A 23,329-nucleotide genomic window follows, 5' to 3' on the forward strand; every position below is an offset into this window, starting at 1 on the left:
GTACTATAACGATTTCCGGTCAACGATCTAAGCATGGCCAAGTTTGCTGAATCAGCCGTCAGACTTCTGGCGGGACAGGACGCTTTTCCGCTGCCGCGGGTTATCCGTACGAGATATCCCATCGTGCTGATGCACGGCTTCGGCGTCCTTGCCGGAATGCGCCGGGGAGGCCACCTCTATGCGGCAGCGACGTTTCTCAGAATGCACGGCGTGCTGGCGTTTGCTCCCAACGTAGCCCCGTACAATACGGTATCCTTTCGGTCGTCGATGTGGGCTGACCGACTTGCAGACATTCGCGACCAGACCGGAGCCTCGAAGGTCAACCTCATCGCACACTCAATGGGCGGACTCGATGCGAGATGGATGATCGCCAAACGCGGAATGCATGACACCATAGCCTCGGTCACGACCGTCTCGACTCCCCATCACGGGACCTACATCGCCGACTATGTCCTTTCCCAACCGGAGAGAATTCGCGAGATACTGGCCAACCTGGCGGACTGGGTGGGCGCTCATGCCGTGGCGGGTGGCGAGGCCGACTTCCGCACGGCACTCAGCGAACTCACCCTTGAGCACGTGAGCACGGCGTTTAATCCGGCGATCGAAAATCATCCCGACGTTCGCTACGCGTCTTATGCCGGAGCGGCCGGCAAGGGAACGGAAACGCCAATCAATCCCATTCTGAAGATCGGAAACTCGATTCTGTACGCGGCCGAGGGACCGAACGACGGCATCGTCTCTGTCGAGAGCGCGAAATGGGGTCGTTTTGAAGAAACGTTGGAAGCAGATCACGCCGCTCAAGTTGGACTTTCCCTGGGCATAAACTCGCGCTTCTCCTCCAACGACTTCTACTTGCGCCTCGTTCTTGAACTGGCCAAAGATGGGTGCTAGAATGGTCAGACCCGTCGACATCACGCGATCACCCGATGCACCGACCGATGAGATCAGGAGCCTGCCACAGCGAGGATCCGGAGTGCTTCAGTGGCTCGGCACGTTCGTATTGAAGATCATGCGGTGGCGTATCGACAATACGCTGCCGAGCATCCCAAAGGCGGTGGTGATCGTCGCCCCGCACACGTCGAACTGGGATTTCGTCCTTGGACTGGCTGCTGCACTGGCTCTTGATGTAGACGCCCATTGGATCGGAAAACACACGATCTTTCGGTGGCCTTTTGGTCGGCTCATGCGCTGGCTCGGTGGCATACCTGTAAACCGTCAGGCCACTTCAGGATTCGTAGAGCAGGTCGTAGAGCGTTTCAACCAGAGCGACCAGTTAGTGCTCGGCATCGCGCCGGAAGGCACTCGAAGGAAGGTCCAGCGATGGAAAAGTGGCTTCTACCACATCGCGGCCGGAGCGAAGATTCCGATCGTTTGCGCCTATCTCGACTATCAATCGCGCGTCGTTGGATTGGGGCTGAATCTGATGCCGACCGGCAATTTCGAAACCGACCTGGCTGTTATTCAGGATTTCTACGCCCCGTATAAGGGCAAGCGGTCAAGCGACTGATGGAAGCCACTCCCGCAGAGCGCCGGACAGACTTGATATCCGTGCGTTAGCCTCTACAGCGGAGTCGAGCGTTGAAAGAAAATGTTCACCCCACCCGGGAGCGTCCATTTCGTCCCAGAGAACATTGTGCCAAAGTAGAACAGCGCATCCACCAAACTTCCGGCAACGATCCAGAATTCGCGATGTCGCCGTCACGGCCTCGTCGAGCGAATAACCCTGACGATTGAATAGCGCTCCGTCCATCACAGCGAGTGGCATTTCCCACATCGACGTCTCCCTGTTTCGATGCACGTCAAATAGCCGGAATGGCATACACGTGCTTCGTCGGAATCCCTCCTGACCCGCAAAGCCAAGTGTCGAGTCGATCGTAAACCCTGCAGACTCGTGAAGCTTCATCGTGATCGGCATGTCATATCGAAGGAAGTGCTGTCGGACTGTGGTCGGCTTTTCACCGATTGAAGAACGAAAGATCTCTACCTCATCCGCCAGGTAGCCGCCATGCGCGTTGGAGTAGTAGCTTGGATGGAGGCCGAGCTCAAAGTTATCTGCTGCCGCAGTCTGCTGAAATGTCGAAAGCCATCGGCCCGTTAGCGAGTAGTGAACGTCGTTCGGGCCGTGGGCTCCCGCCTTGAAGAGAATTGTCGCGGTTCCGTCCCGCGATCTGATCTCATCGACCATTCGGGCGAGTGCGGACCGATACACGTCGCCCGGCGTGACTGCGTCGACGACAAAATCACGAAACCGACGCACCCTCGCTCCGACCCCGACTTTGCGCGCGTTGAGCATTAGATGGTGCACCACCTCTCGATAGATCATGCCCTTTCGCCATTTCCACAGGTAGTCGACGTCGACCGTAGGACACACGGCCCAATCACTTCCTCCCCAACGCCTCCTGGCCCATTCAATTCCCGCGGTTGCCAGTTCAGCCGCCAGCCATTCCCTGTATGCATCAACAACCGGCTTGTCGGCAAAACCAAGCCGCGCCTGAATCGAGTCCTCAAAACGGAAACGTCCGTTTCTGTCCCGGGGAGTTACACGCGACTCCTGCCAGCCCGACAGCAAGTAGAACGTGCTCGCGATGATGTCCGGCGCGCCCCGTTCATCGGCAAACAGTGCGGGCCACGATTCACCCTCCCAGTCAATCCATGCGACCGCCGCTTCGTCGAGCCGCCTGGAGCGGAGAAACATCTCTTCCGCCCTGATGGAATACGAGAGTTGGAGTTCATGCGGATATCGGTCCTCCGCCGGTCCATAGTAGAGCACCGGTACGACGTCCGATGCCGACGAGTCGACCCACCTCGGCCGCAAAGACAGCGGCTCGAGCAAACTCGCAATGGCATAGCGTGCCATTGCGCTGTACTCCTCGGCGACGTTCGTACGTACAGCAATCGACACATCCGATCCGGTGCCGTCTACATGCTGATCGCCGGCAAATGGATGGTGCACCGGACCAGTCATTAATGCGATATCACTTCAGGAGTATATTTGGGCGAACATCAGAAGCAAACAGGTCCAATCCACGTGAAAACACGGGATTCAAATCACAACGCGTCAAGGTACAAGATTTTTTCGGATCCCGTTCATGGCTTCATCTCGGTTCCCCGGCAACCCATTCTTGAGCTGATACATACGCCTGAGGTTCAGCGACTCAGGCGGATTCGTCAACTCGGAGTCGGGTACCTCGTTTTTCCGGGCGCGGAGCATACGCGCTTCGGTCATGCGCTGGGTGCCATGGCGTTGATGCATGATGCGCTCGTGAACCTCCAGGAGAAGGGCACGCCCGTGTCGGGCGCAGAATTCACGGCCGCGCAATGCGCCGCCCTTTTGCATGACATCGGCCACGGTCCGTTTTCACACACCCTGGAGAACATACTCATCCGTGATTTCAGACACGAAATGATGAGCCGCGAGATGATCCTCAGGCTTGCCGACCGCTTCCCGGATCTCGATCTCGCGCTGCAGATCTTCGACGGCACATACGACCGACCCTTCTTTCATCAGCTGGTTTCGAGCCAACTGGACATGGACCGGCTGGACTATCTGCGGCGCGACTCCTTCTATACGGGGGTGGTCGAAGGCGCCGTCGGCGTTCAGCGAATCATCAAGACCATACGCGTCCATCCGTCCGAGGGCGGGCCGGATTCATCCATCGTGATAGATGCGAAAGGAACGTATGCGGTTGAGAACTTTCTGATCGCGCGTCGCCTCATGTACTGGCAAGTGTATCTCCACAAGACGGTTGTCGCCGGTGACCACGTTCTGCACTCGATCATAACGCGGGCACAAAAGCAGTTAGCCGACGGGGACTCCTACGTAGCGGATGTGTGTTCACCTGCATTTCTGTTCTTCCTGAAACAGGATCTAACGAGTGAGGACATTCAGAGGGACGACGTGATTGAGATGTACTACGAACTGGATGATACAGACGTGCTGTATTCGATCAAGCGCTGGGCAAGAACGTCCGACCCAATTCTGGCGGACCTGTGTGCACGGTTTTTGACGCGCGACTTCTTTCGCGTCTCATTCCTCGAAGAAGAACCCAGTGTGGAATCCATGGCCGCACGGAAAGAACGAGTCAGAGACTGGCTTGTCGCGACCGGCCTGTCGAGTATCGACGAATCGGAGAAAGATGTCGACCTCTACTTTAGTGCTGCCCATTCTCGTCACTCTCCGTACGAGTCCGTAGAGGATTCAATAGTCGTAATGCAGAGAGACGGGCGACTGTACGAGTTGTCTGAGGGTGCAGATACGGCTGCCGTGTCCGCACTACGACGGTTCGAGATCAAACCGTACGTCAGTTGCCCGAGAGAAGTGATCTGACTCCAAAGAAGTTAGAACCGCACCGCCAGCGAGTACTCAAAACCCACAATATTCAAGAGAATGAACATTTCCCTAAAGAACCGCACGGCGCTTGTGTGTGGAAGTACGTCGGGAATCGGACGTGCGTGCGCCGAGACGATAGCAGCGCAGGGCGCGAATGTGATCCTGCTCGCGCGTGACGCCGACAAACTCAGGACGGCTGCAGATACGCTGTCGACTGACGCGGGACAACAGCACACCTACCTCCAGGCCGATTTTGCGGAACCGGACTCCGTTGAGAGTGTCGTGCGCGACGCCCTCCGACAACGAGGCCCTGTCGACATTCTCGTAAACAACACGGGCGGTCCCCACGGCGGTGCCATTGTCGACGCTGAACCCGACGAGTTCGAGCGTGCACTCCGGAGCCATCTGGTCTGCAATCATATCCTGGCAAGGCTTCTTCTGCCGGGAATGAAGTCTCAGAACTACGGACGAATCATCAACATCGTCTCTACCTCAGTGCGACAGCCTATTCCGGGTCTCGGAGTATCCAACACCACGCGGGCGGCGGTAGCCGCATGGGCCAAGACCTTGTCAAAAGAGGTCGCGGCCTTCGGCGTTACGGTGAATTGCGTTCTGCCAGGAGCCACGCGAACGGGACGCCTCGCATCGCTGATGAAGGACAGAGCTGATCGTGCTCAGACATCTATCGAAGTCGAAGAGCAACAGTGGATGTCTCAGATTGCCGCCGGCCGATTTGCCGAGCCAGAGGAAATCGGCTGGGCTGTCGCATTCCTCGCTTCCGCGGCGGCAGCCTACATTACAGGAATCAACCTTCCGGTCGACGGAGGCAGGATCGACTGCAACTGATACGCCTAACTGCTCGAGCTATCCCATGACGTTTAGTCCCAACGAGTCGTATGCGCTCGCGCTCGACGCAGACGATAAGCTTGCCGCGTTTCGCAGTCGCTTCCACATACCGACGGATGGCGAAGGACGCGAGCTCATTTACTTCGTCGGGCATTCTCTCGGGCTGCAGCCACACTCGGTGCGCGCGGCCATTGAGGCAGAGCTGAGTGCGTGGGCAAACCTCGGCGTCGACGCCCACTTCCGTGGCTCACTACCGTGGACACAATACGGCGAAACTCTTGCTCCCCTCCTCGCCCCGGTCGTGGGAGGAAATGAGGACGAAGTCATCCTGATGAACGCGCTCACCGTGAACCTCCATCACATGATGATCTCGTTCTATCGTCCAGGCGACACTCGTTTCAAGATTTTAATGGAGGAGCACGCATTTCCATCGGACCGATACGCAGTGGCTTCGCAGTGCGTGCTTCACGGCTATGATCCCGCCTCGACTATAATCACGGTCCGCGCCCGACCGGGCGAACATACACTGCGAGACGAAGACATCGAGTCCGTCATCCAGGAACGCGGTTCCGAGATCGCCCTCGTCTTGCTAGGCGGCGTCAACTACTACACCGGACAGCTCTTTGACCTGGAACGCATTGCCCGAGCCGGTCGCGACGCTGGCTGCGTCGTCGGATTCGACCTCGCTCACGCTGCGGGGAATGTCGAATTGAAACTCCACGACTGGGATGTTGACTTCGCCGTCTGGTGCTGCTACAAGTATCTCAATAGCGGCCCGGGGAGTCTCTCGGGTTGCTTTGTACACCAGCGACATTTTGCCGATCACGATATTCCCCGACTCAAGGGATGGTGGGGTGAAGGACTATCTAAACGCTTTCAGATGCATGGGTCCTTCGAGCCGATGCATGGTGCTGGTGGGTGGCAGATTAGCAACCCGAATGTCTTGTCGCTTGCTTCAATCCGCGCCTCGCTGGCTCTCTTTCACGAAGCGGGCCTGGACGAGCTTCGACACAAGCAGCGGAGACTCACGTCCTATGTCGAATATCTGCTAGATCACCACTTGCGCCGGGAAATCGAAATACTGACGCCAGCAGATGCGGTGCGGCGTGGATCGCAGCTTTCGCTGATGGTTCACGATGACGGTCGGGCCGCATTTGACCGGTTGAGGGAAAACGGCGTCGTCTGTGACTGGCGGAATCCGAATGTCATTCGGGTAGCGCCCGTTCCCCTGTACAATACGTTCCACGAGGTATGGCGATTCGTCAACCTCATGAGGCGGAAGTGAGACCCACTGGCCATGGTGCCGACGCTCTACCCGCGGGACCGCCGACCGCGCCGCCGTGCCGGAGCCTCGGGATCGGATATACTTGCGTCGTCCACGAAGGAAGGAACACGGTCACGCCGGACACTGGACGCTGATCAGGATTCGCGGTCTGCCTCTTTGGTGCACACGGAAAAGCGTCATGGCCAGTCCCGCGCAGCCGGTCGACGAAACGACCTGCAACCTGACGTGCCTACTTGGCTGGATTGTCGTCAAGGATGTAGATCTGATCCAGATTCCGACCGAGCTGTCCGTAGTCCAGTCCGTATCCAATAACGAAAAGGTCGTCGATTCGAAAGCCGACGTAGTCAAGTTCGATCTCGATCTGCGTGGCTTCATGCTTGTGCAGAAGCGTCGCTACACTCAGGGAGGCCGGTTCGTACTCCTGAAGCCGGTGCAGAATGAACTCGATTGAAAGCCCGGTGTCGACGATGTCTTCGACGACGATGACGTGCCGGCCTTTTATGTCGGCGTCAATCTTCTTTAGTTCGCGCACTACGCCGCTGGAGATCTTGTTTGCTCCGTAACTCGAAAGCTTGAGGAAATCGACTTCACAGTCCACATCTACAGACCGGAGAAGATCAGCCAGAAACATGAACGACCCGTTCAGGATTCCGATCAACACAGGGGTCTTGCCGGCAAAGTCACGTGAAATCTCGGCACCGAGTTCATCCACCCGATTCTGGATCGTCTCGTCGCTCAGATACAGACGAAAACGTTCACCACGGCAGTACACGGCGGACTCTTTGCTCGTCAGATCAGTCGACTTCATGTTCCCGAGTGATGTTGTGAAATCAAGGATTGCTTGCGCAGGCAAACTAAGCGTCGTCGCTCAACATAAGAAACGGCGACTATGAAGACCGCGTCCGAAGAAAGCAGAGCATGACTGCGGCTCGGCTCGCATCGGAGATGGCGAATCGCGCTGAAAGGCTCAATCCAACCACCCACGCCACGTGCTTGCCGGAGCGTACAACGAGCGACTTTTGCCGATCGAGCGTCGGCACCTTGAAATCCGTCAGCAAGTCACTCACCTTCTTCGATCCGGCTGAACCAAGAAGTGATATACGGTCTCCCTCCCTCCAACTACTCACGATTAGTTCACTACCGACTGCATCGGCGTCAAGGAACACCATATCGCGAGAACCCGAATCGAGCGTATCAGGAATGTCCGCAAGTCTCAGTGCACTGAGGATGCCCTCCGGTACACGGATAGTCTCTCCCACGGCCAGGGTCTTCGAGAACGATGACTGAACGGCCATCACTTCTTCTGAGATCACAAACTGTAGTACCTCCCGCTCCCGAACAATAGCGAGCGTGCCAATCTGCACGCGCTTTCCCGGCTGCTGGTTGATCAGTTGCTCGATCTGGTCTGCGATGACCTTCGACCTGGGTACGTCGGGAGCAAAATTCGCCAACGCGTCCAGAATCAATCTTTTGCGAACTACTGAGGGCAATTCCCTCAGCTCTGCGAGATCGAGAACAGGCTCGTCGTTCTCTACGCCGCCGCTCTTCGGTACCGCATAACCGGAATCGACAAGTTGTCGAGCGATTGAGGCCATCCGCAGGATGTTCGGTACTGATGACGGGCCGAAGTGCTGCTGGACGGAAGGAATGATCTCCTGTCTTAGTGCGACGCGACGATACTTCAGGTTCTTGTTGGATGAATCTTCGCGCCAGTCCAGACCGGCCTCGTGTGCGTAGTCTTCGATCTCACTACGGCGGGCAAAGAGAAGCGGCCTAACGATCTGAATCGCCCCTGACCCAGCGGGCCTCACGACCGGCATTCCTGCCAATCCTTCGATCCCCGCACCGCGAAACAGATTCAGCAATACCGTCTCAGCCTGATCGTCCGCGTGGTGAGCAAGGGCAATGAGTCCAATACCCCGGCGTTCCGCGTTCGCCTGGAATGCGTCGTACCGAATTTCCCGAGCGCGCTCTTGCACCGAGCCGCCGCCCGCGCCAACCATCTTGTCGCCGGCAGACACAACGATAAGGTCGAGACCGCGTTTGACGCAGAGATCCGAAACAAAGTCCTGGTCGGCGTCCGACTCGGAACCACGCAGCCCATAATTAACATGCACGCACAGAAGTTCAGCGGCGACTCGCTGCAAGAGGTCGACGAGCACGACGGAGTCGGCGCCACCGCTCAAACCGACCACGATCCTTCCTGTCAGGTCAAGCCGCTGCTCAGCAAGAAACCTGGTGAAATGGTCGTAGAGCATGATGAGGTCCGAAGATCTCGTTCCTAACGGCCGAAGCGTCGTGCGAGCTCTTCAATAGATACGCGAATCATGGTGGGTCGCCCTGCAGGGCATGTGTAGGGTGATGAGCAGAGAAATAGTTGGTCGACCAACGCACTCATTTCGGCGAGAGCCATACGGGTACCCGGGCGCACTGCGCCTCTCTTCGCAACGCTTCGTGCCAGGTTCTCTTCGCGAGACACGGGCCCGTTGCGCATGCCGCTGCGGAACTCCTCCAGCAACTCATGCAGCAGGTGCTCGGCAGCTGCCTGTTTTACATCCGTCGGGATACCCCTGACAATTACCGATCGTCCACCAAACTCCTCAATCTCGAAGCCGACCGAACGAAGCAGTGGCATTATTTCGCAGAGCAAATCGAAGTCTCCGGCCGGAAACTCAATGGTCTGCGGAAACAGGAGCTGCTGAGTCAGTCCGCGACCCGAATCGAGGCTGGCCAGTGCGTGTTCATAGATGATACGTTGGTGAGCACCGGACGGATCAATCACAAGCAATCCTGAGCGCAGCGGTGTGACCACGTAGTAGTCGGCGATCTGCCAGAACCGTACCTCACCGTCACTCAGTCTACGTTCCAGTCGCGCTTCTCCGCCGGATGCAGTGAGCTCGTCCGGACCATAAAACGCATCTGCCCAGGATGATTCCGGAGCGGATCCCTCCGCCGCCGCTGCACCATCAAACGCGGGCCAGGACCTGTCTCGCTCCTGTCCCGACATTCGATTATCGCCCTCATCCAGGGACGTGAACACCGATGGCATGAAACCCGGGAAACCGGTCTCATCGGAGACCTGCGGAATCAGATCTGCCATGCCAAGTGCTTTCTTCACCACTGCCTTGACAAAGCCGTACACGCCACGCTCGTCATCGAATTTGACCTCCGCCTTGGTCGGGTGAACATTGACATCCACGTGCTGTGGGTCCAGATCAATGAAAAGCACAAAGAACGGATATGCGGCTTCCGGCAGCATATTCTCGTAGGCTACCTTGACGGCATGAGCGAGATATCGGCTGCGAACGATGCGCCCGTTGACGAACAGGAACTGCTCGCTTGGGCTCTTTCTATGACGCTCGGGGCGCCCGACAAAGCCGTGCATCGTCAAATAACTCGTCGACTCTGAAACGCTCACCAGATCCCGTCCGACAGCGTCACCGAACACAGCAGAAATCCGCTGGCGGACACTGTCAGCGTCCCTGCCCACCGACACCGCGAGTATTTCGCTATGATCGTGATGAAGCTCAAACGCAATGGACGGATTCGAGAGTGCGAGAAACTGAACAGTCTCTACGATGTGCTTCAATTCCGTGGCGGCTGACTTCAAGAAGTTCCTGCGCGCCGGGACGTTGAAGAAGAGGTTTCGGACCGCCACGTTACTTCCTGCCGGAGCCGCGCAGGGCTCGAGGGTCCTGGTAACGCCGCCCTCAATTCGCACGAGACTACCAACGGCATCCTCCTGCCTCCTCGTCCGCAACTCGACTCGACTTACGGCCGCGATGGAAGCGAGGGCTTCGCCCCGAAATCCCAGCGTTCTGATCCGCTCGAGGTCTTCGATAGCCCTGATCTTGCTCGTAGCGTGGCGATGAAAACACGCCGTTGCATCAGCGGCACTCATCCCGGACCCGTTGTCGACGACCTGAATCAGATCGCGGCCGGCCGATTTCGTGATCACCTGGACGCTGGTCGCACCGGCATCGATCGCGTTCTCAACGAGCTCCTTGACGACGGAAGCGGGACGTTGAACCACTTCGCCCGCAGCGATCTTGTTCGCCAGTATATCCGACATCACCTCAATGATGCCGTCACGATCCACTCGGACTTCAGCCACGTTTCATCCCTGTCTACTGCTTAGGACGACTCCACTTCACGAGTTACATCTTTGTATAGAGGTACAGGGCTAGAATCAGCAACAAAGCCAGATATACGGCCACAGCCGGACTCCGACTCCTGCGTGCCCGACTCCTGACCCTCATACGCCGCTTTACGCTCTCGTCCTTGAACGGATCGTAGTATCGTGGCTCGTAGGAGAACCGACGATTCTGTGTTCTTTTGCCTGGAACGAAAATCCCCATTGCTTGCTGCGAAACTGCGGGCATAACCTGACAGAAATATACCCGGCGTGCCTCGATATCGTTCCTTCGAGTACGACTTGCTAGAAGACGCGGGCAACGTACGCCAGATAGAGGTATGCCATCGGAACCGCGATAATCATAGCGTCAAGGCGATCCAACAGCCCCCCGTGGCCCGGCAGGATCGTTCCGGAATCCTTTACGCCGGCAGCTCGCTTAATACGACTCTCGGCAAGGTCGCCAAGCTGCCCGACCGTTCCGCATATGAGTCCAAGAGCGACGCAATCGATCCATCCGACCGAGACGAGGCTGAGTTTCCACAATCCCAACGCGACCATCACGGCCCCGATGGCGCCACCGACAGCACCTTCCCACGTCTTTTTTGGTGAGATCTCAGGTGCAAGCGGGGTACGCCCGAGCGTTCGTCCCACATAGTAGGCAACAGTATCGGATGCCCATACCAGCACGAATACCGACAGCGTCAGCCAGAAGGCGCTCTCCTCTCCAAGTGCAGCAAGCGCCTCGACTCTGAGGTCAACGAGGTACGTCAGCAGCACGGTCGGATAGAATACCGCCGTCACGGTCGAGGAAAACGACTGCCACGGATTCTCAAATCTACTGGACAGGAGAATGCCGACGGCGAGAACGATAGACATCCCGACCGCCAAGGGGACGGCCTGCGGAAATTCGGTGCGCAACCCAACCACAGCACCAATTGCCAGACCCGCCACGGGAAGTGTCCGAACGCCGAGTCGGCCCAGTAGACCGTACAGTTCATACTGAGCAAGCAAACCGCCAGCCAGTACCAGACCGAGGAACAGCCACCCTCCTGCGTAGGTGGCATAGACCACCAGAGGAATCGCAACGACGGCCGTCGCAACGCGAGTGATGCTGTTGGGTAAACTCAAGACTGACACCCTGCGCGGGATGAGACCAGCACCAGGCCCTAATCCTCGTCAGGGCTGCTGAGATTGATGCGATCAATCCCCGTGTCAAGCCTGGACTGCTCTTCTTCGTCGTGCGCGGACGGCGCGTCGGGGTCTGCTGCAAGAGCCGCACGCTCCAGAGCCGCATCGCTGATCGGAGTCGATGCCAGGATGCCACGTGCCTCCTCGGCCTGCCGCTCTGGCACGAGCACGACTACATTTGCCAGTTCCCCAACATTCAGATTGAACGCATGGTCGCGCCGCGTCAGTATCATGGCGTCGAGTCCGGAATCGTCCAGACGATCTCGTACAAGATCCGCCTCGTAGTCCGTTCCCGAACTGAAGACGGCCACCCAACCTTCAAGACTCTTCTCGGTCATTAGGATCACCTCGGTCGCGACCTAGTGGGAAATCGTTGCCCGATCCGTCCGGCGGCAGACGGTCGGCTGCAATTACATTCATCAGGTGCACGGAGCCCGCAAGAAACAGGAAGCCCGCAACAAGAAAGTACCATGGAATCTGTACGCTGTCCAGATCCTCCAGTGTCATATCAGGGCTTCTCGCTGCATATGTCCCAATGAGGATCGCGGCAGCATTGTTTGCAAAGTGAACGATTACTGCTGGTATAATGCTCCCGCTCCGCCACGTGATATAACCGAGATAGATACCGAGCACGGAGAGCGGAATGATCTTCGTAATCTGAAGATGGTAGGCGCCGAACACGATTCCGGTTATCGCAATGCCCCACAGGACTCCGGCAGTTCGCTCGACCTGACGCTGCACGTACCCGCGGAACAGAATCTCCTCACAGATTGCGGGCGTGAGAGCAATCATCGCAATGTTGAAACCGAGCGCACCGGGCTTGCTCAACATACGTTCGATCGGTTCGATCATGAGGCGTTCGAACTCCCGAATAATGTCGGGAACCGGGATTGCTGCGTTAAGCTCACCCAGCCATTGGACAAGCGGGAAGAGCCCTGCGAGGCCAAGAACGGCGAGACCCACCAGGCGATAATCCGCCTCTCTGAGTCGAAGGAAATCGGCCGAGCGACTCGAATGCAGTCGCGCAATGATGAGGGTCGGAACGGCCAGCGCCAGAACCTGACCGATCGTGTTCGCGACAAGCAGAAGACTCGTGCGATCCGTGACGAGCGTGGTGATCGCGTCGAGCATCTCATCCAGGCCAACGTCTGACATCAACAGCAACGCGAACGTTGCAATTGGCGCCACGACGACCTGAAACAGAATGAGAGCCATGAAAAGAACCAGTCCCGCCGTCAGCCATGGGGGGAAGCCGGCCCGCTCAAGCCGCCCGTCAAGCGGAATGGGATGGGATCGCCACTCATCGGTGACGTATGGCGCAGCGTGGCCAGTGCGAAGGTCTGGAATCTCTTCGAGCATCGAACGTCGCGAGATGAGTGGGAACGAGATCGTCAACCCCTACGGACGCGGGATTGTTCTCGTCAGGCCTCATCCAGTGTGCGTCGCAGACGATTCGTCACGGTCCGAAGACGTGTGTAAACGTACTTGTGGTCCTCTATCGCCATTGCGTCGGCAATCTCGGACGCCTTCATTCCGTGCTCAAACCGAAGTAGTACCAGCAACTGGTCCTCAGGGTCAAGCACTTCGAGAGCATCGTTCAGTTTGTCAAGCGTCTCAAGCCTGATCTCCTCCTCGTCGCTTGCACCGACGTTGTCGGTAGATACCGCCTCAATACCGACCTCACGAAGATCCTCGACGGAGGGTGCGGCCGCGTTCTGGTTCAGCGCCATCAACAGATGCCATCGCTTGTTGATCGACAGCAGCTCATTGATCTTCCCGATTGCATCAACAACCTCGTAAACCGTGCAGGGCAGATCGTGCTTTCCCTTGATCGTTTCTGCAATCTCCTGCTGGCCAAGACGTCTCTGATAGTAGTACTTGAAGACAAGTTGCTCGACTTCGTTGAGCTTACCGATGACGGACTTTGGCACAGACACCGCTTTCAGCTTTCGGAACCGGTCGCGACATGAATTCGCAACAACGACACTGAGCCACGGCGTGAGTTCGTTGGAGATCTGAAATCGTCTGAGTGCGTGGAAGTCCTTCGCCCTAAGTCGCTCACAGACAGCGGTGTACACCTCCATGACCTCGTCCTGGTCGTGCATGAAGCGCCGGATCATTCGTAGAATTACCGCCGAGTAGCGCCTGAGGAGTTCCCCGTAGGCCTCCTCCGGGTCTCTCTTGAAGTGGGCGATCAGTTCGGCGTCGTTCATTTTGGATGCATCTGTCAGGTACTGCTCATTCTCAAGTGTCGCGCGTACACGCGTCCACATCGTATATCCGTCCATGCTCCTGCTCCTCGATCTGTCGGGCTGCAGCTCCACGCGTCGTGAAGAGCCACCGAAGGTGGCCATCCGCAGTTGGCGACATGTGCCCGTTGTAACTATTATTCAAATCAGCCTGCGCTTGTAGCTCAGTTGGATAGAGCGTTGGATTCCGGTTCCAAAGGTCGGGGGTTCGAATCCTCCCAAGCGCGCATCCGCCCTGAATCGCTGTTAGGCGATTCAGGGCTTTGCTTTCACGCGCGACCACTTGGAGCGGCCAATCAGCACTTATCCTTCGGAAGCACCCATTCCCAACATGGTGCCAAGGTCTTCGCATGGCGGAATTTGAAGCAGAATCGCCTCCCTCGTGTTGAACAACGGGTACTTGACGCCCAATACAGGACGGATAAAGAAAATCTGTTCAGAATCAGGACTCGAAATGAGACATCGCCAGACCAGCGACTCCCGACGGTACCACCCGACTACCCGCGTCATTTATCGCGATTCACCCGCCGTCAGTCGCTCGCGAGCCACTTTCACGTTCTTTTCCAGAGACTGCCGGTAATCGTACTCGGTCCCGTACGCCAGCGCCCTTTCATAGAATTCGAGCGCCTGAGCATTCCTGCCAGCCGATTCGTGAATACGACCGGCGTAGTAGGACGACCAGGGCGCCCACCTCGACTCGCTGGCCAGCTGGAGTTGCATGACGCCGAGGTATAGCTTCAGCGCTTCTTCCTCGCTCCCCGTAACGTGCCGGCTGCGACCGAGCCGGTATAGCGCCTGCGCACGGCGCTCCGCGTCAAGCGTGTCAACAGCCACAACGCCTTCCAGAATGCGCGCAGAGAGATCGTAGCGCCCGCTGTCGAAGGCATTGCGGCCAGCCAGAAGCTGCCGGTCCAGCTCCGTCAGCGGCTCCTGCAGCAGGCGATCCGCCCATCGACGCGCCGCACGGTCGCTGTCAAAGTCTCTCGCTACTACGACGTCCTCGTAAAAGCTCAACGCCGCCATCCGTTGTCCAATCATTTCCAGAGACAATCCCATACCGAGCGAGGCCAGAGCCTTCAGGGCGGAACCACGATGGCGATCCAGATACCGTTGAAAATGGACGATCGCTTCGTCATAGCGGTCCAATCTGAAGAACGTGTCCGCCAGATAGAACTCGACATAGTCCAGATCGAAATACTCCTCGCGGTCGGAGTTTCGGCTCGCCTGCTGCAGAACGGGAAGCGCAGCCTCCGACTGCCTCTCCGAATACAGGTAGAATCCATAGAGATGACCGAACAGTGGACTGTCGCCGTACCGCGCATACATCGGGGTCAGCAATGCCCCCGCGTCCGTCCCCGTATCGATGACTATGCCGAGAATGCTGAGAAGAATCGCCGCTTCCTCCCTGCCATACGTACTGCTGTCGGCAGCCACTCTCAAGTCGCGCAACCCGTCCTCTACCGTCCCGTGCACCCCTAGAATGCCAAGAACTGTGCGATAAACTCCGGGCAACGAGCCGACCGCAACGTGAATCAGTCCGAGTCCCTTGTAAGCTTCGTGAAAGTCGGGGTAGTCCCGAACCAATCGATCGTACCTGCGGAACGCCTTACGACCTGCAAGAGCGGCACGGATGTACTTACCTCGCTTCGCTCGAAAGATCGACTGCTGAAGCTCTGATTCGGCAGAAAAGAAAGCGCTCCACGGAGAGTCCGAAACGTCGAGCAAAGCACGATCGAGAGAATCGGTACGTGCAACAAACTCGTCGTGATACAGCACGTCGTCGGAGACGAGCAACTTCAGGAGCGATGAGTACGCCAGGAAGTAGTAGGCAGCCGCCTTCCCGTCGGGCTGTCGCGACAAGTGATAGAAGACATCCTCCGATTCGTCGATTCGGAATCGTAGCAGAAGCTCCCTGCCCTCCTCCATCATTCCGATCGCAAGGGGCGAGCGCAGCAACATCGGGCCGGCGTCGGGCGAACTGATCCCGTCCGGCGTTTCGCCGGTGGCGATGCTGGAGATCAGGAACAGGGCGGCAGTAATCGGGAGGAATGCCGCACAACCTGCACGGATAGTCATTAGGCAGCTGTACGTTCGGTGGGCAAGACAAACTTGCAAACCCCACCTGAAGATCCGACCGTCACTACGATGCCGCCCGGGCTTCAAGAACTCCGAGATCCAGTTGACCTTCGTAGGAGGCCACAACAGTAGCAACGGTCGCGTCACCGGTCACATTGACCACCGTCCGCATCATGTCCAGAATTCTGTCCACGCCGAGAATAAGCGCAATGCCCTGGCCCGGAACGCCCACCGCTTCCAGGATGATCACCAGCATTACGATCCCTGCGCTTGGCACGGCCGCCGTTCCAATGGACGCCAGGAGGGCCGTTAACACGATGGTCAACTGAGCTGCCAGGTCGAGACCCATCCCCAGGGTCTGAGCGATGAACACGGCTGCGATAGCTTGATAAAGGGCCGTTCCATCCATGTTGATCGTCGCACCGAGCGGCAGGACAAAGGAGGAAATTTCCTCCGACACGCCGAGATTCTTCTCCGTGACTTCCATCGTCACCGGAAGGGTTGCCCCACTTGATGACGTTGAGAACGCGACGAGTTGTGCAGGCACAATTGCTGCGAAGAACCGGCCTAATGGCATCGGAGTCAACATCTTCAGCAGGAACGGGTACGTGACGAGCCCGTGAATGAGCAGCCCCAGCGTTACGGCGATGCAGTAGTACCCAAGCGCCGCCAGCAGTTCGGTTATCTGGGCCGGGTCGTCCCCGGCAACGGAATTGATCGTGTCGGCGAGCAACGCAAAGACGCCGACCGGCGCCGTCACCATAATCAACTCAACCATCTTGATGACCAGCGCATTGAGACCGTCAAAGAACCTGATCAGGTACTCCGCTTTCTCCGAGGGCACCATCAGCAGTCCGATTCCCGCAAAGATTGCGAAAAACACGATCTGGAGCATGTTGCGATTGCTGGACGCGGAATTGAAAAGATTCTCCGGCACCATATCGACTATGGGCTGCAGCGGACCGCGACCCTTTGCCTCGGCTGCCGCAGCCGCTCTCTGCTCGACGTCTCCGCTGTACGTCTCCTCCAGCTTCTGTCGCATCTCCGGCGGAACTGATTTGCCGGGCTGCATCACGTTCACGATCGTCAGTCCGATTACCAGCGCTACGATTGTCGTCGAGACGTAAATCGCTATCGTCCTCCCGCCAATCCGAGAGAGCTTTCGGATATCCGACAGGGACGCGACCCCTGTGATCAGCGATGCCAGGATCAGCGGGACCGCAATCAGTTTCAGCAGGTTGATGAAGATCGTGCCGAAGGGCGCGATCCAGTCGGAAGTGAACTGCCCCCAGCCCTGAATCGCTGAGAGAACACCAAATGCCAGCCCGAGCACGAGCCCGGTGATGATCTGCCAGTGTAGCTTCCTGTACCAACGCATAGGGTTACGGGTCAAGTCGGGTTCGTCCGATGATACGAAATTTCTGTCCAGGCATCGGAGAGTTGCACATCAAACGAACACACCATATCCAAGAATCGCCACGAATGCGCCGCTCCCGGTGGCCGCAAGATTGACTCTATCGTTCGTCAACCAACTGAAGCCGCGTACAAGTTGATTGCCCTCGGGCCGCTCGGTGAGCCCACCCGCATCGTCCAGATAAAGGGCCTGGAGCGTTGCGCCAAGCACCGTGTCAACCGTCGAGCCTACAACCCCGGCTGCGACGAAGATCGCAGTCGGCACGAGGCCAGCCAGGCCGCTACCACCTACAAACGGAGCGGCCAGTACGGCGATCACGGCAGCTCCTCCGACCGCTCCCACCGTACCCAGGGTAGTCACAGCTCCGGACGTACCGGCCGGAGCCCGACGAAGTGTCCGGATATTGACAGGTTCGGACCGCGACAATGTGCCGATCTCCGTCCCCCACGTGTCCGCCGTAGCGGCCGCGAAGGCGCCAGCGTATCCCCAGAACAAAAAGTCCAGTCCAGCGAAGGCTGATCCCAGCAGCAGGACCCACGCAATACCGCCGTTCGCCAGCACCTGCGAAACATCTCGAACGTGACCTTTCTGTTGACGTCGCTCGGCGTCGCGCTTGCGATCACGGCCGACGCGCGAGAGAGCGCTGGATGTGACAAAGAAGACAAGTCCAGGGAGCAGCCAACGCCAGTCGTGAGACAGGATAATCGTCGTACCCAACAACCCGGCCACGAGAGATCCTCGAGCGTCGAGGAGTTTCATCCGATACGTTCCGTAGGCGAACGCGGCCGGCAAAACGATACCGACCAGCACAATGACCGGGTCTACGACCGCTGAAACTGTGAGGGTCAGTGTCGCGCAAACAGCCAGAACGATCGCGGGATTATCCCATCCACCCTCCGAGACGTACTCTGCGGCCGTCGCGCACAGTGCGGTCAGTAATATCACGAGCACCATGTACGACAGTGACAGCTCGATAGCAGCCTGCGTGACAACCAGTACCACTGCGACGACTACGACAGCCGAGACAAAGAAGGCGATACTGCCACGCGTTGTCTTAGGTGCGGCCATATTTGTCCAGCCATTCCCTGCCTGGCCCACCAGCGCAGCCAGCGGATCCGAAATGGCAAGAACGGCGAGGGACGCCGTGAATGCATAGGTAAGATCAGGCCTTGTGGTCCAGCATAAGACACCGGCCAGAATGAATGCCGCGGCAAACGTTGGCGTTCCCTTCGTCTGTCGAGATACCCCGTGGAGGGAACGGAGCCTCCCGCGATGGGCGTCGAGCGACGTAACCACCATCGCCAGAACGGCCGCCGGGTAGAACGGTGTCAAATCCTTGAACATGAATGGCAGGCTCGCAGCTGCAACTCCAACCACGGCGTGAACCGTCATCCTGCTTGACTCGGGACCAATTAGACCAGCGCGGCTGCTGACCTCAGCCAGCGCAAGCACGAGCCCCACAAATGAGACGGCACCGGTCGTAATCAGCAGGTCATCGAGCGTCATGGTACGCTCCTGCCGCGGACGTCGGCTCGCCACTCCCCATGCGCCAACTAGAATTGAAGGGTAAGAACGGCTCGTGGCTCATGCCTGCCCGATTCAACGTTAACCATTTCCATCCGTGCCGATAATCGGTCATTATGCAACCGCGAGAACACTGCGGCGTCGATGGCCGAAATCACATGGTTCACGATAATCAGCGAGGTCACGCGTGAAGCCCGGCGCAGCAGGTCCTGCGACCGGGCGTGATCCCTCGCGTACGAGTAAAACTTTGGAGATACGCTGACCTTACCACCTTCGCCATCTGAGCGTTCGGGATCGATGGCATCGGTGTACTCGTCCTCCACAACCCAGTCTGGATAGTCCTCCCATCCCGGGGCAAACTGGAAGTACTTGCCGATGAGTTCGTAATACTGCTGCTCTCCGAAATACGGCAGGACATGGGAGAACGTCGCACCCGTCTCGGGATGAAACATCTGGGACTCGGTGGCTCGTATCTCGTTGAACAATCGGCGTACCGTGATCAATTCGGATTCCGTCCACCCGGCAGGCTCAGTGAAGTCCAGTTGGTCAGGACTCGGTATCAAAATATCCTGGACTGTGAATACACCGCCGTGGTTAATTTCCAAAAAGCCCACATAGTCATTGAGCCACTCTGCGTACCGCGTCGGACTCCACTCGGCATGGGCTTGCGCCTGGAAAGCGCGTTCTCCGTCCAGGCCATCATTTTTCCATTTGACGTAGCCCAGAACAAGAGCCGCCTCGACGGCAATCGACAGACCGGCCTTGAGCCACTGACGATTATATCCCTGACCGAGCCCGGGTACGACTGCTGAGAGCCCCAGCGCCAGCGGAACGCTCCGCCGACCCGTCGCTGTCCCTGATTCCGACACCGACGCAGATCCGTGCAGAAAAGTCATTCGAACGGCGTCCGACGTCCACTGTGGAGGCTGCGTCTCCACACCGATGTCCTGCCCGAGCGCATCCGCGTTTAACTGGCCCGCCAGTCCGAGGCAGAGCAGAAGCGTCAGGCAACAGGAGCCGTGCGAAGTTCGCAACATAGAGGAGTCACAATATGGGAGTCCGTGATTAAAGGTGCGGTCGGATCGCGCGTCGGAAGTAGGAGTAGCTCCTGGCGCCAAGAATATACTTGCGAAACATCCCTTCGCGATCGATCACGTAGCTCGTAGGCCGAATCTCGAAACCGGCACGAACTGCCTGCGGCAGCTTTGCTCCACCGTCAACGAAAGCGCTCATGGTCTCAAGCGGGCGACTGCGGGCGAACGCACGCAGCTCATCCGGGACCTCGTCCGACAGAGAAATAACCACGACCCCTGAATCCGCATAGTCCTTGTGAATCCGGTTCAAATCTGGAATCTCATGCAGACAGGGCGGACACCATGTTGCCCACAGATTCAGGATTATCACTTTACCTTTAAGTTCCGACAGGGCCATGGTCTCTTCGGAGGCGACCAGTTTGAATTCGAAGTCTTCCGCCGGCGACAGCAGATCCATATCCTCGATTTGATCCGGTGTCGCGATGGCTCCTTTGGACGGCGTCGTTACGTTGGCATCGACCTTGGCCGTTACGAGGATCAGCCACAGACCGGAAGCGATCGCAAGGACGGCGATCACGCTGCCCACCCACTGCACTGCACCGTTCGGACGTTTAGGCTCGTTTCGAGCAATCAGAGCGTACAACAGTCCGCCTGCAACGACGATCATCCCCACCGCCATCGAATACGCTATTGGTGTGCTTATTTCGGCCATGCTTGCTACAGTACTAAGATGGATTCTTCAGGGTCTGCCGATTCTACAGGTCAAATCCGAAGAGGATGCCAAAGTGCCATTGAAGTTCGCGGCCATAGAATACAGACCGGGACCCATTCGGAGTCACGAAATCGGGGTCAAGTTCAAAGGCGAACTCATCGAGTCCATACGTCGCGCTAATAAATAGGGACGTTGGCAGCAGATAGAAGGATCCCAGGCCAAACCGTACCTCGGCGCCAACATCACGTCGTGAATCCGACAGCGACGGAAAGGATCCGCTCCACGCGTATGCCGCGTCCGCATAGATGCGTGCGTAGACCTTGTCAACATAGAGAAAGAGAAGTTGTCGGCGAATCCGTGGAATTACGGGCAGGTGGTACGACAGCTGAAGCCAGAGGGTCTCGTTGCCTCCCAGGGCGTAGAACGGATAGCCGCGGGCCCCTATCAGCCCGCCCACATAGTCATCAAAGAAGTCGTCGACGGGACTCCCGAGCAGCGTGCTGCCACGCACCCGCAGGCCCGCTCCATGCGGGGCCGATTCACCGAGATGGAACTTCATCCCGTAGCGCAAATCGGCCGTGAGACGGTGGTTGTGGAATCGCTCGTACTCAGGCACAAGCTGTCCATCCTCTACCGCAAACCGGTCCAACAACCGACCCGGTTCATACTCGTACGTCAACTCTGCCTTGAGCCCGACGGGTACCACATCGCTGTGACGATGCGGCGCCATAGCCTCCACATAGGCCTTGAGTCGAAACGCACGACCGATGTAGTATCTGGACGATGTTGCCGGGATAGTCTGCTGAAACTCGGTCGAGAAGAAGCGCTCCGTGGTAACCCGGTACGGACTGAATCGATAACCGGCTTCAAGCAGAATGCTCCGACTCACCTTGCTGCGTGCCGCGACATCGAGCTCCCACAGATTGTACGACAGGTCGGCGAGTGTGGTGTCAGGTGGAAAACACGCCGTACAGGCGAGCTCCTCGAAGGCGAGTCCATCCTCCACGTTTCGACGCACGTTGAATAACTGCAGCGACAGTTGGGGCGACCATCTCTTCTTGCGGAAGAGAACGCCCTTGTTGTAGTCGAACTGAATGAAGATGTCTCTCTCCAATTTCAGCAGATTGGCAGGCGCGAAGAAACTCCCCAGGTCATCGGCATCCCCGGACGCAGGACCAATTAGAAGCCCACCGAACATGGACAGGCCATCGAGCACTTCGCGCGACGCCAGATAAAACCCGAGCTTCGTATTTCGGAGCAGGGTCTCGCCTCGAGTCCGATCACCGAGGCGGACATCCGTCACGCGTCGCTTTCTGGACACGTACTGGTCCAGTCTCAGCACCGGAAAGAAACTGAACGACGTAAAATCGCTTCGGTAGGCTGAGGCCGAGTCGTCAACGGCCGTCGTCGTCACAACCGGCTGGCTTGATATCACGCGACTCACGCTCTCGTCCGTCGTGGGCACGTCATCAACACGGGGCATACTGACGGTGCTCGACACGCGCACTGCTTGCCTACCCGTCCATTTCGTCAAGGATACCGGAGGCTGGTACGAGAGTGCACTGCGGTCCTCAATCGCCGCGACGCTGTCGAGTCGGGCTATCTTGTATCCATCCCACTCATAGCGGGAAAAGAGGATCGCGCCGTCAGCCCCGACGCTTGGCTCGAACGCGCCACCAAGGACATTCGTTAGCTGATTAATCGCACCTCCGACAAGCGGCTTTCGGTAAATATTGAAGATGCCTGACGCGTCAGAAGAGAAATACAGGAAGCGGCCGTAACGATCGACCACCGGGTCGCGCACGTCCGAGCCGTCGGCAACAACGCGCGTCACTGAGCCTGTGGAAACGTCCAGCTCGCCTATGAATTGACCAGATGCATCGGACATGGCGAAAAACACCCGCCGACCATCAGGATGCCAGGTCGGCACACCCATCTCCTCTCCATCAACGTATGACGTGATCTGGCGAATCTCAGAGGATGCCATGATCAACTCAAAGAGGTTCGCGGTTCCGTCCGCCTCGATAACAAAGACGATGCTCTTCCCATCCGGAGCATATGCGGGAAAGCGCGCCCGACGCTCAGTCGTAAGCCGTTTCTCGGTTCGACTCTCCAACTCGTACTCGTAGAGGTCAGCAAAGTAGTAGCCCTTTGCATTGTCGCGGCGGCGCGAATAGACGATACTGCCTCCATCCGGCGACCATGAGAACGATCCGAATGCACGTGACGCAACGCGATGTCCCAGCGCACAGGTATAGGTGAAGGGATCTTCGAGGAGACCCTCCCCTTCCAGAACGAATTCCTCGTTCCCGCTACTGTCGACGACGTACAGTCCGGTCTGGCTGAAGTCACGCCCTCGATTTGAAACGTATCCGTATCGATCACCATCCGGCGAAAACAGCGGGTGTCGATTGAGGAACCCCTCCCCGTGTAGCAGTCGACCGGCGACCGGATCGGTGCGGACCTTCGACGTAGCCTCTGCATACCCGCTGCTCAAGTCCTTTTTCCAGTCCTCATAGATGGATCTGCCATTCTC

General features: G+C 57.7%; 19 protein-coding genes and 1 tRNA gene. 6 read left to right on the forward strand and 14 right to left on the reverse strand.

Annotated elements, in window-relative coordinates:
* The first annotated feature begins 33 nt into the window (after nt 1–33).
* Both HKN37_10050 and HKN37_10055 read left to right on the forward strand, forming a co-directional pair.
* Nucleotides 34–891, forward strand: coding sequence for an alpha/beta fold hydrolase (locus HKN37_10050; protein ID NNE46988.1), 858 nt, complete (start codon nt 34–36; stop codon nt 889–891).
* Nucleotide 892: 1 nt separating this feature from the next.
* On the forward strand, nt 893–1,507 hold the full coding sequence (locus HKN37_10055) for a glycerol acyltransferase (protein NNE46989.1): 615 nt from the start codon (nt 893–895) through the stop codon (nt 1,505–1,507).
* Here HKN37_10055 and HKN37_10060 read toward each other — a convergent pair.
* Nucleotides 1,496–2,953 (reverse strand): hypothetical protein, encoded by a 1,458-nt coding sequence (locus tag HKN37_10060; protein ID NNE46990.1) that lies wholly within the window; start codon nt 2,951–2,953, stop codon nt 1,496–1,498. The two genes, HKN37_10055 and HKN37_10060, sit on opposite strands and share 12 nt — an antisense overlap.
* Nucleotides 2,954–3,028: 75 nt before the next feature.
* Between HKN37_10060 and HKN37_10065 the strand changes: the two genes are divergently transcribed.
* From HKN37_10065 to kynU, 3 genes are read left to right on the forward strand one after another with little or no spacing between them, the layout of a single operon-like run.
* On the forward strand, nt 3,029–4,327 hold the full coding sequence (locus HKN37_10065) for an HD domain-containing protein (protein ID NNE46991.1): 1,299 nt from the start codon (nt 3,029–3,031) through the stop codon (nt 4,325–4,327).
* A gap of 60 nt (nt 4,328–4,387) precedes the next feature.
* Nucleotides 4,388–5,176, forward strand: a complete 789-nt coding sequence (locus tag HKN37_10070; GenBank protein ID NNE46992.1) for an SDR family oxidoreductase — start codon at nt 4,388–4,390, stop codon at nt 5,174–5,176.
* Nucleotides 5,177–5,201: 25 nt separating this feature from the next.
* Nucleotides 5,202–6,461: a kynureninase gene (kynU, locus tag HKN37_10075; protein ID NNE46993.1), complete on the forward strand. Its 1,260-nt coding sequence runs from the start codon at nt 5,202–5,204 to the stop codon at nt 6,459–6,461.
* Nucleotides 6,462–6,690: 229 nt separating this feature from the next.
* Here the strand turns inward: kynU and hpt are convergent, their stop codons facing one another.
* From hpt to HKN37_10110, 7 genes are all read right to left on the reverse strand, one after another.
* Entirely contained in the window at nt 6,691–7,269 is a 579-nt protein-coding gene (hpt, locus tag HKN37_10080) for a hypoxanthine phosphoribosyltransferase (protein ID NNE46994.1), read from the reverse strand.
* A 79-nt stretch (nt 7,270–7,348) separates the two neighbouring features.
* A complete protein-coding gene (gene tilS, locus HKN37_10085; GenBank protein ID NNE46995.1) occupies nt 7,349–8,719 on the reverse strand; it encodes a tRNA lysidine(34) synthetase TilS in 1,371 nt (456 codons plus the stop codon).
* A 23-nt stretch (nt 8,720–8,742) separates the two neighbouring features.
* The gene (gene mutL / locus HKN37_10090; GenBank protein ID NNE46996.1) at nt 8,743–10,533 is read right to left on the reverse strand and encodes a DNA mismatch repair endonuclease MutL; all 1,791 of its coding nucleotides are present in this window, start codon (nt 10,531–10,533) and stop codon (nt 8,743–8,745) included.
* A gap of 366 nt (nt 10,534–10,899) precedes the next feature.
* The gene (locus HKN37_10095) at nt 10,900–11,724 is read right to left on the reverse strand and encodes a phosphatidate cytidylyltransferase (protein NNE46997.1); all 825 of its coding nucleotides are present in this window, start codon (nt 11,722–11,724) and stop codon (nt 10,900–10,902) included.
* 38 nt (nt 11,725–11,762) lie between these two features.
* Nucleotides 11,763–12,122 carry a hypothetical protein gene (locus HKN37_10100; protein ID NNE46998.1) on the reverse strand — a complete coding sequence of 120 codons (360 nt, stop codon included), beginning with the start codon at nt 12,120–12,122 and terminating at the stop codon, nt 11,763–11,765.
* Nucleotides 12,103–13,143 (reverse strand): CPBP family intramembrane metalloprotease, encoded by a 1,041-nt coding sequence (locus HKN37_10105; GenBank protein NNE46999.1) that lies wholly within the window; start codon nt 13,141–13,143, stop codon nt 12,103–12,105. The genes HKN37_10100 and HKN37_10105 overlap by 20 nt, the downstream gene beginning before the upstream one ends.
* Before the next feature lie 62 nt (nt 13,144–13,205).
* Complete coding sequence (locus tag HKN37_10110; GenBank protein ID NNE47000.1) at nt 13,206–14,072, reverse strand: hypothetical protein; 867 nt, start codon at nt 14,070–14,072, stop codon at nt 13,206–13,208.
* A gap of 114 nt (nt 14,073–14,186) precedes the next feature.
* Here HKN37_10110 and HKN37_10115 point away from each other — a divergent pair.
* Nucleotides 14,187–14,260, forward strand: a tRNA-Arg gene (locus tag HKN37_10115).
* A 283-nt stretch (nt 14,261–14,543) separates the two neighbouring features.
* On the opposite strand, the gene HKN37_10120 is transcribed toward HKN37_10115, so the two are convergent.
* From HKN37_10120 to HKN37_10145, 6 genes are all read right to left on the reverse strand, one after another.
* Entirely contained in the window at nt 14,544–16,109 is a 1,566-nt protein-coding gene (locus HKN37_10120; protein ID NNE47001.1) for a tetratricopeptide repeat protein, read from the reverse strand.
* Between the two features lie 64 nt (nt 16,110–16,173).
* A complete protein-coding gene (locus HKN37_10125) occupies nt 16,174–17,487 on the reverse strand; it encodes a dicarboxylate/amino acid:cation symporter (GenBank protein NNE47002.1) in 1,314 nt (437 codons plus the stop codon).
* A gap of 69 nt (nt 17,488–17,556) precedes the next feature.
* Nucleotides 17,557–19,029: a DUF92 domain-containing protein gene (locus HKN37_10130; protein ID NNE47003.1), complete on the reverse strand. Its 1,473-nt coding sequence runs from the start codon at nt 19,027–19,029 to the stop codon at nt 17,557–17,559.
* A gap of 47 nt (nt 19,030–19,076) precedes the next feature.
* Complete coding sequence (locus HKN37_10135) at nt 19,077–20,084, reverse strand: hypothetical protein (protein ID NNE47004.1); 1,008 nt, start codon at nt 20,082–20,084, stop codon at nt 19,077–19,079.
* A 28-nt stretch (nt 20,085–20,112) separates the two neighbouring features.
* Nucleotides 20,113–20,793 (reverse strand): TlpA family protein disulfide reductase, encoded by a 681-nt coding sequence (locus HKN37_10140; protein ID NNE47005.1) that lies wholly within the window; start codon nt 20,791–20,793, stop codon nt 20,113–20,115.
* A 43-nt stretch (nt 20,794–20,836) separates the two neighbouring features.
* Nucleotides 20,837–23,329 (reverse strand): hypothetical protein (locus HKN37_10145; GenBank protein NNE47006.1); only part of this gene is annotated, 2,493 nt, incomplete at its 5' end.

The organism is Rhodothermales bacterium, from assembly GCA_013002345.1.
Taxonomy (GTDB): domain Bacteria; phylum Bacteroidota; class Rhodothermia; order Rhodothermales; family JABDKH01; genus JABDKH01.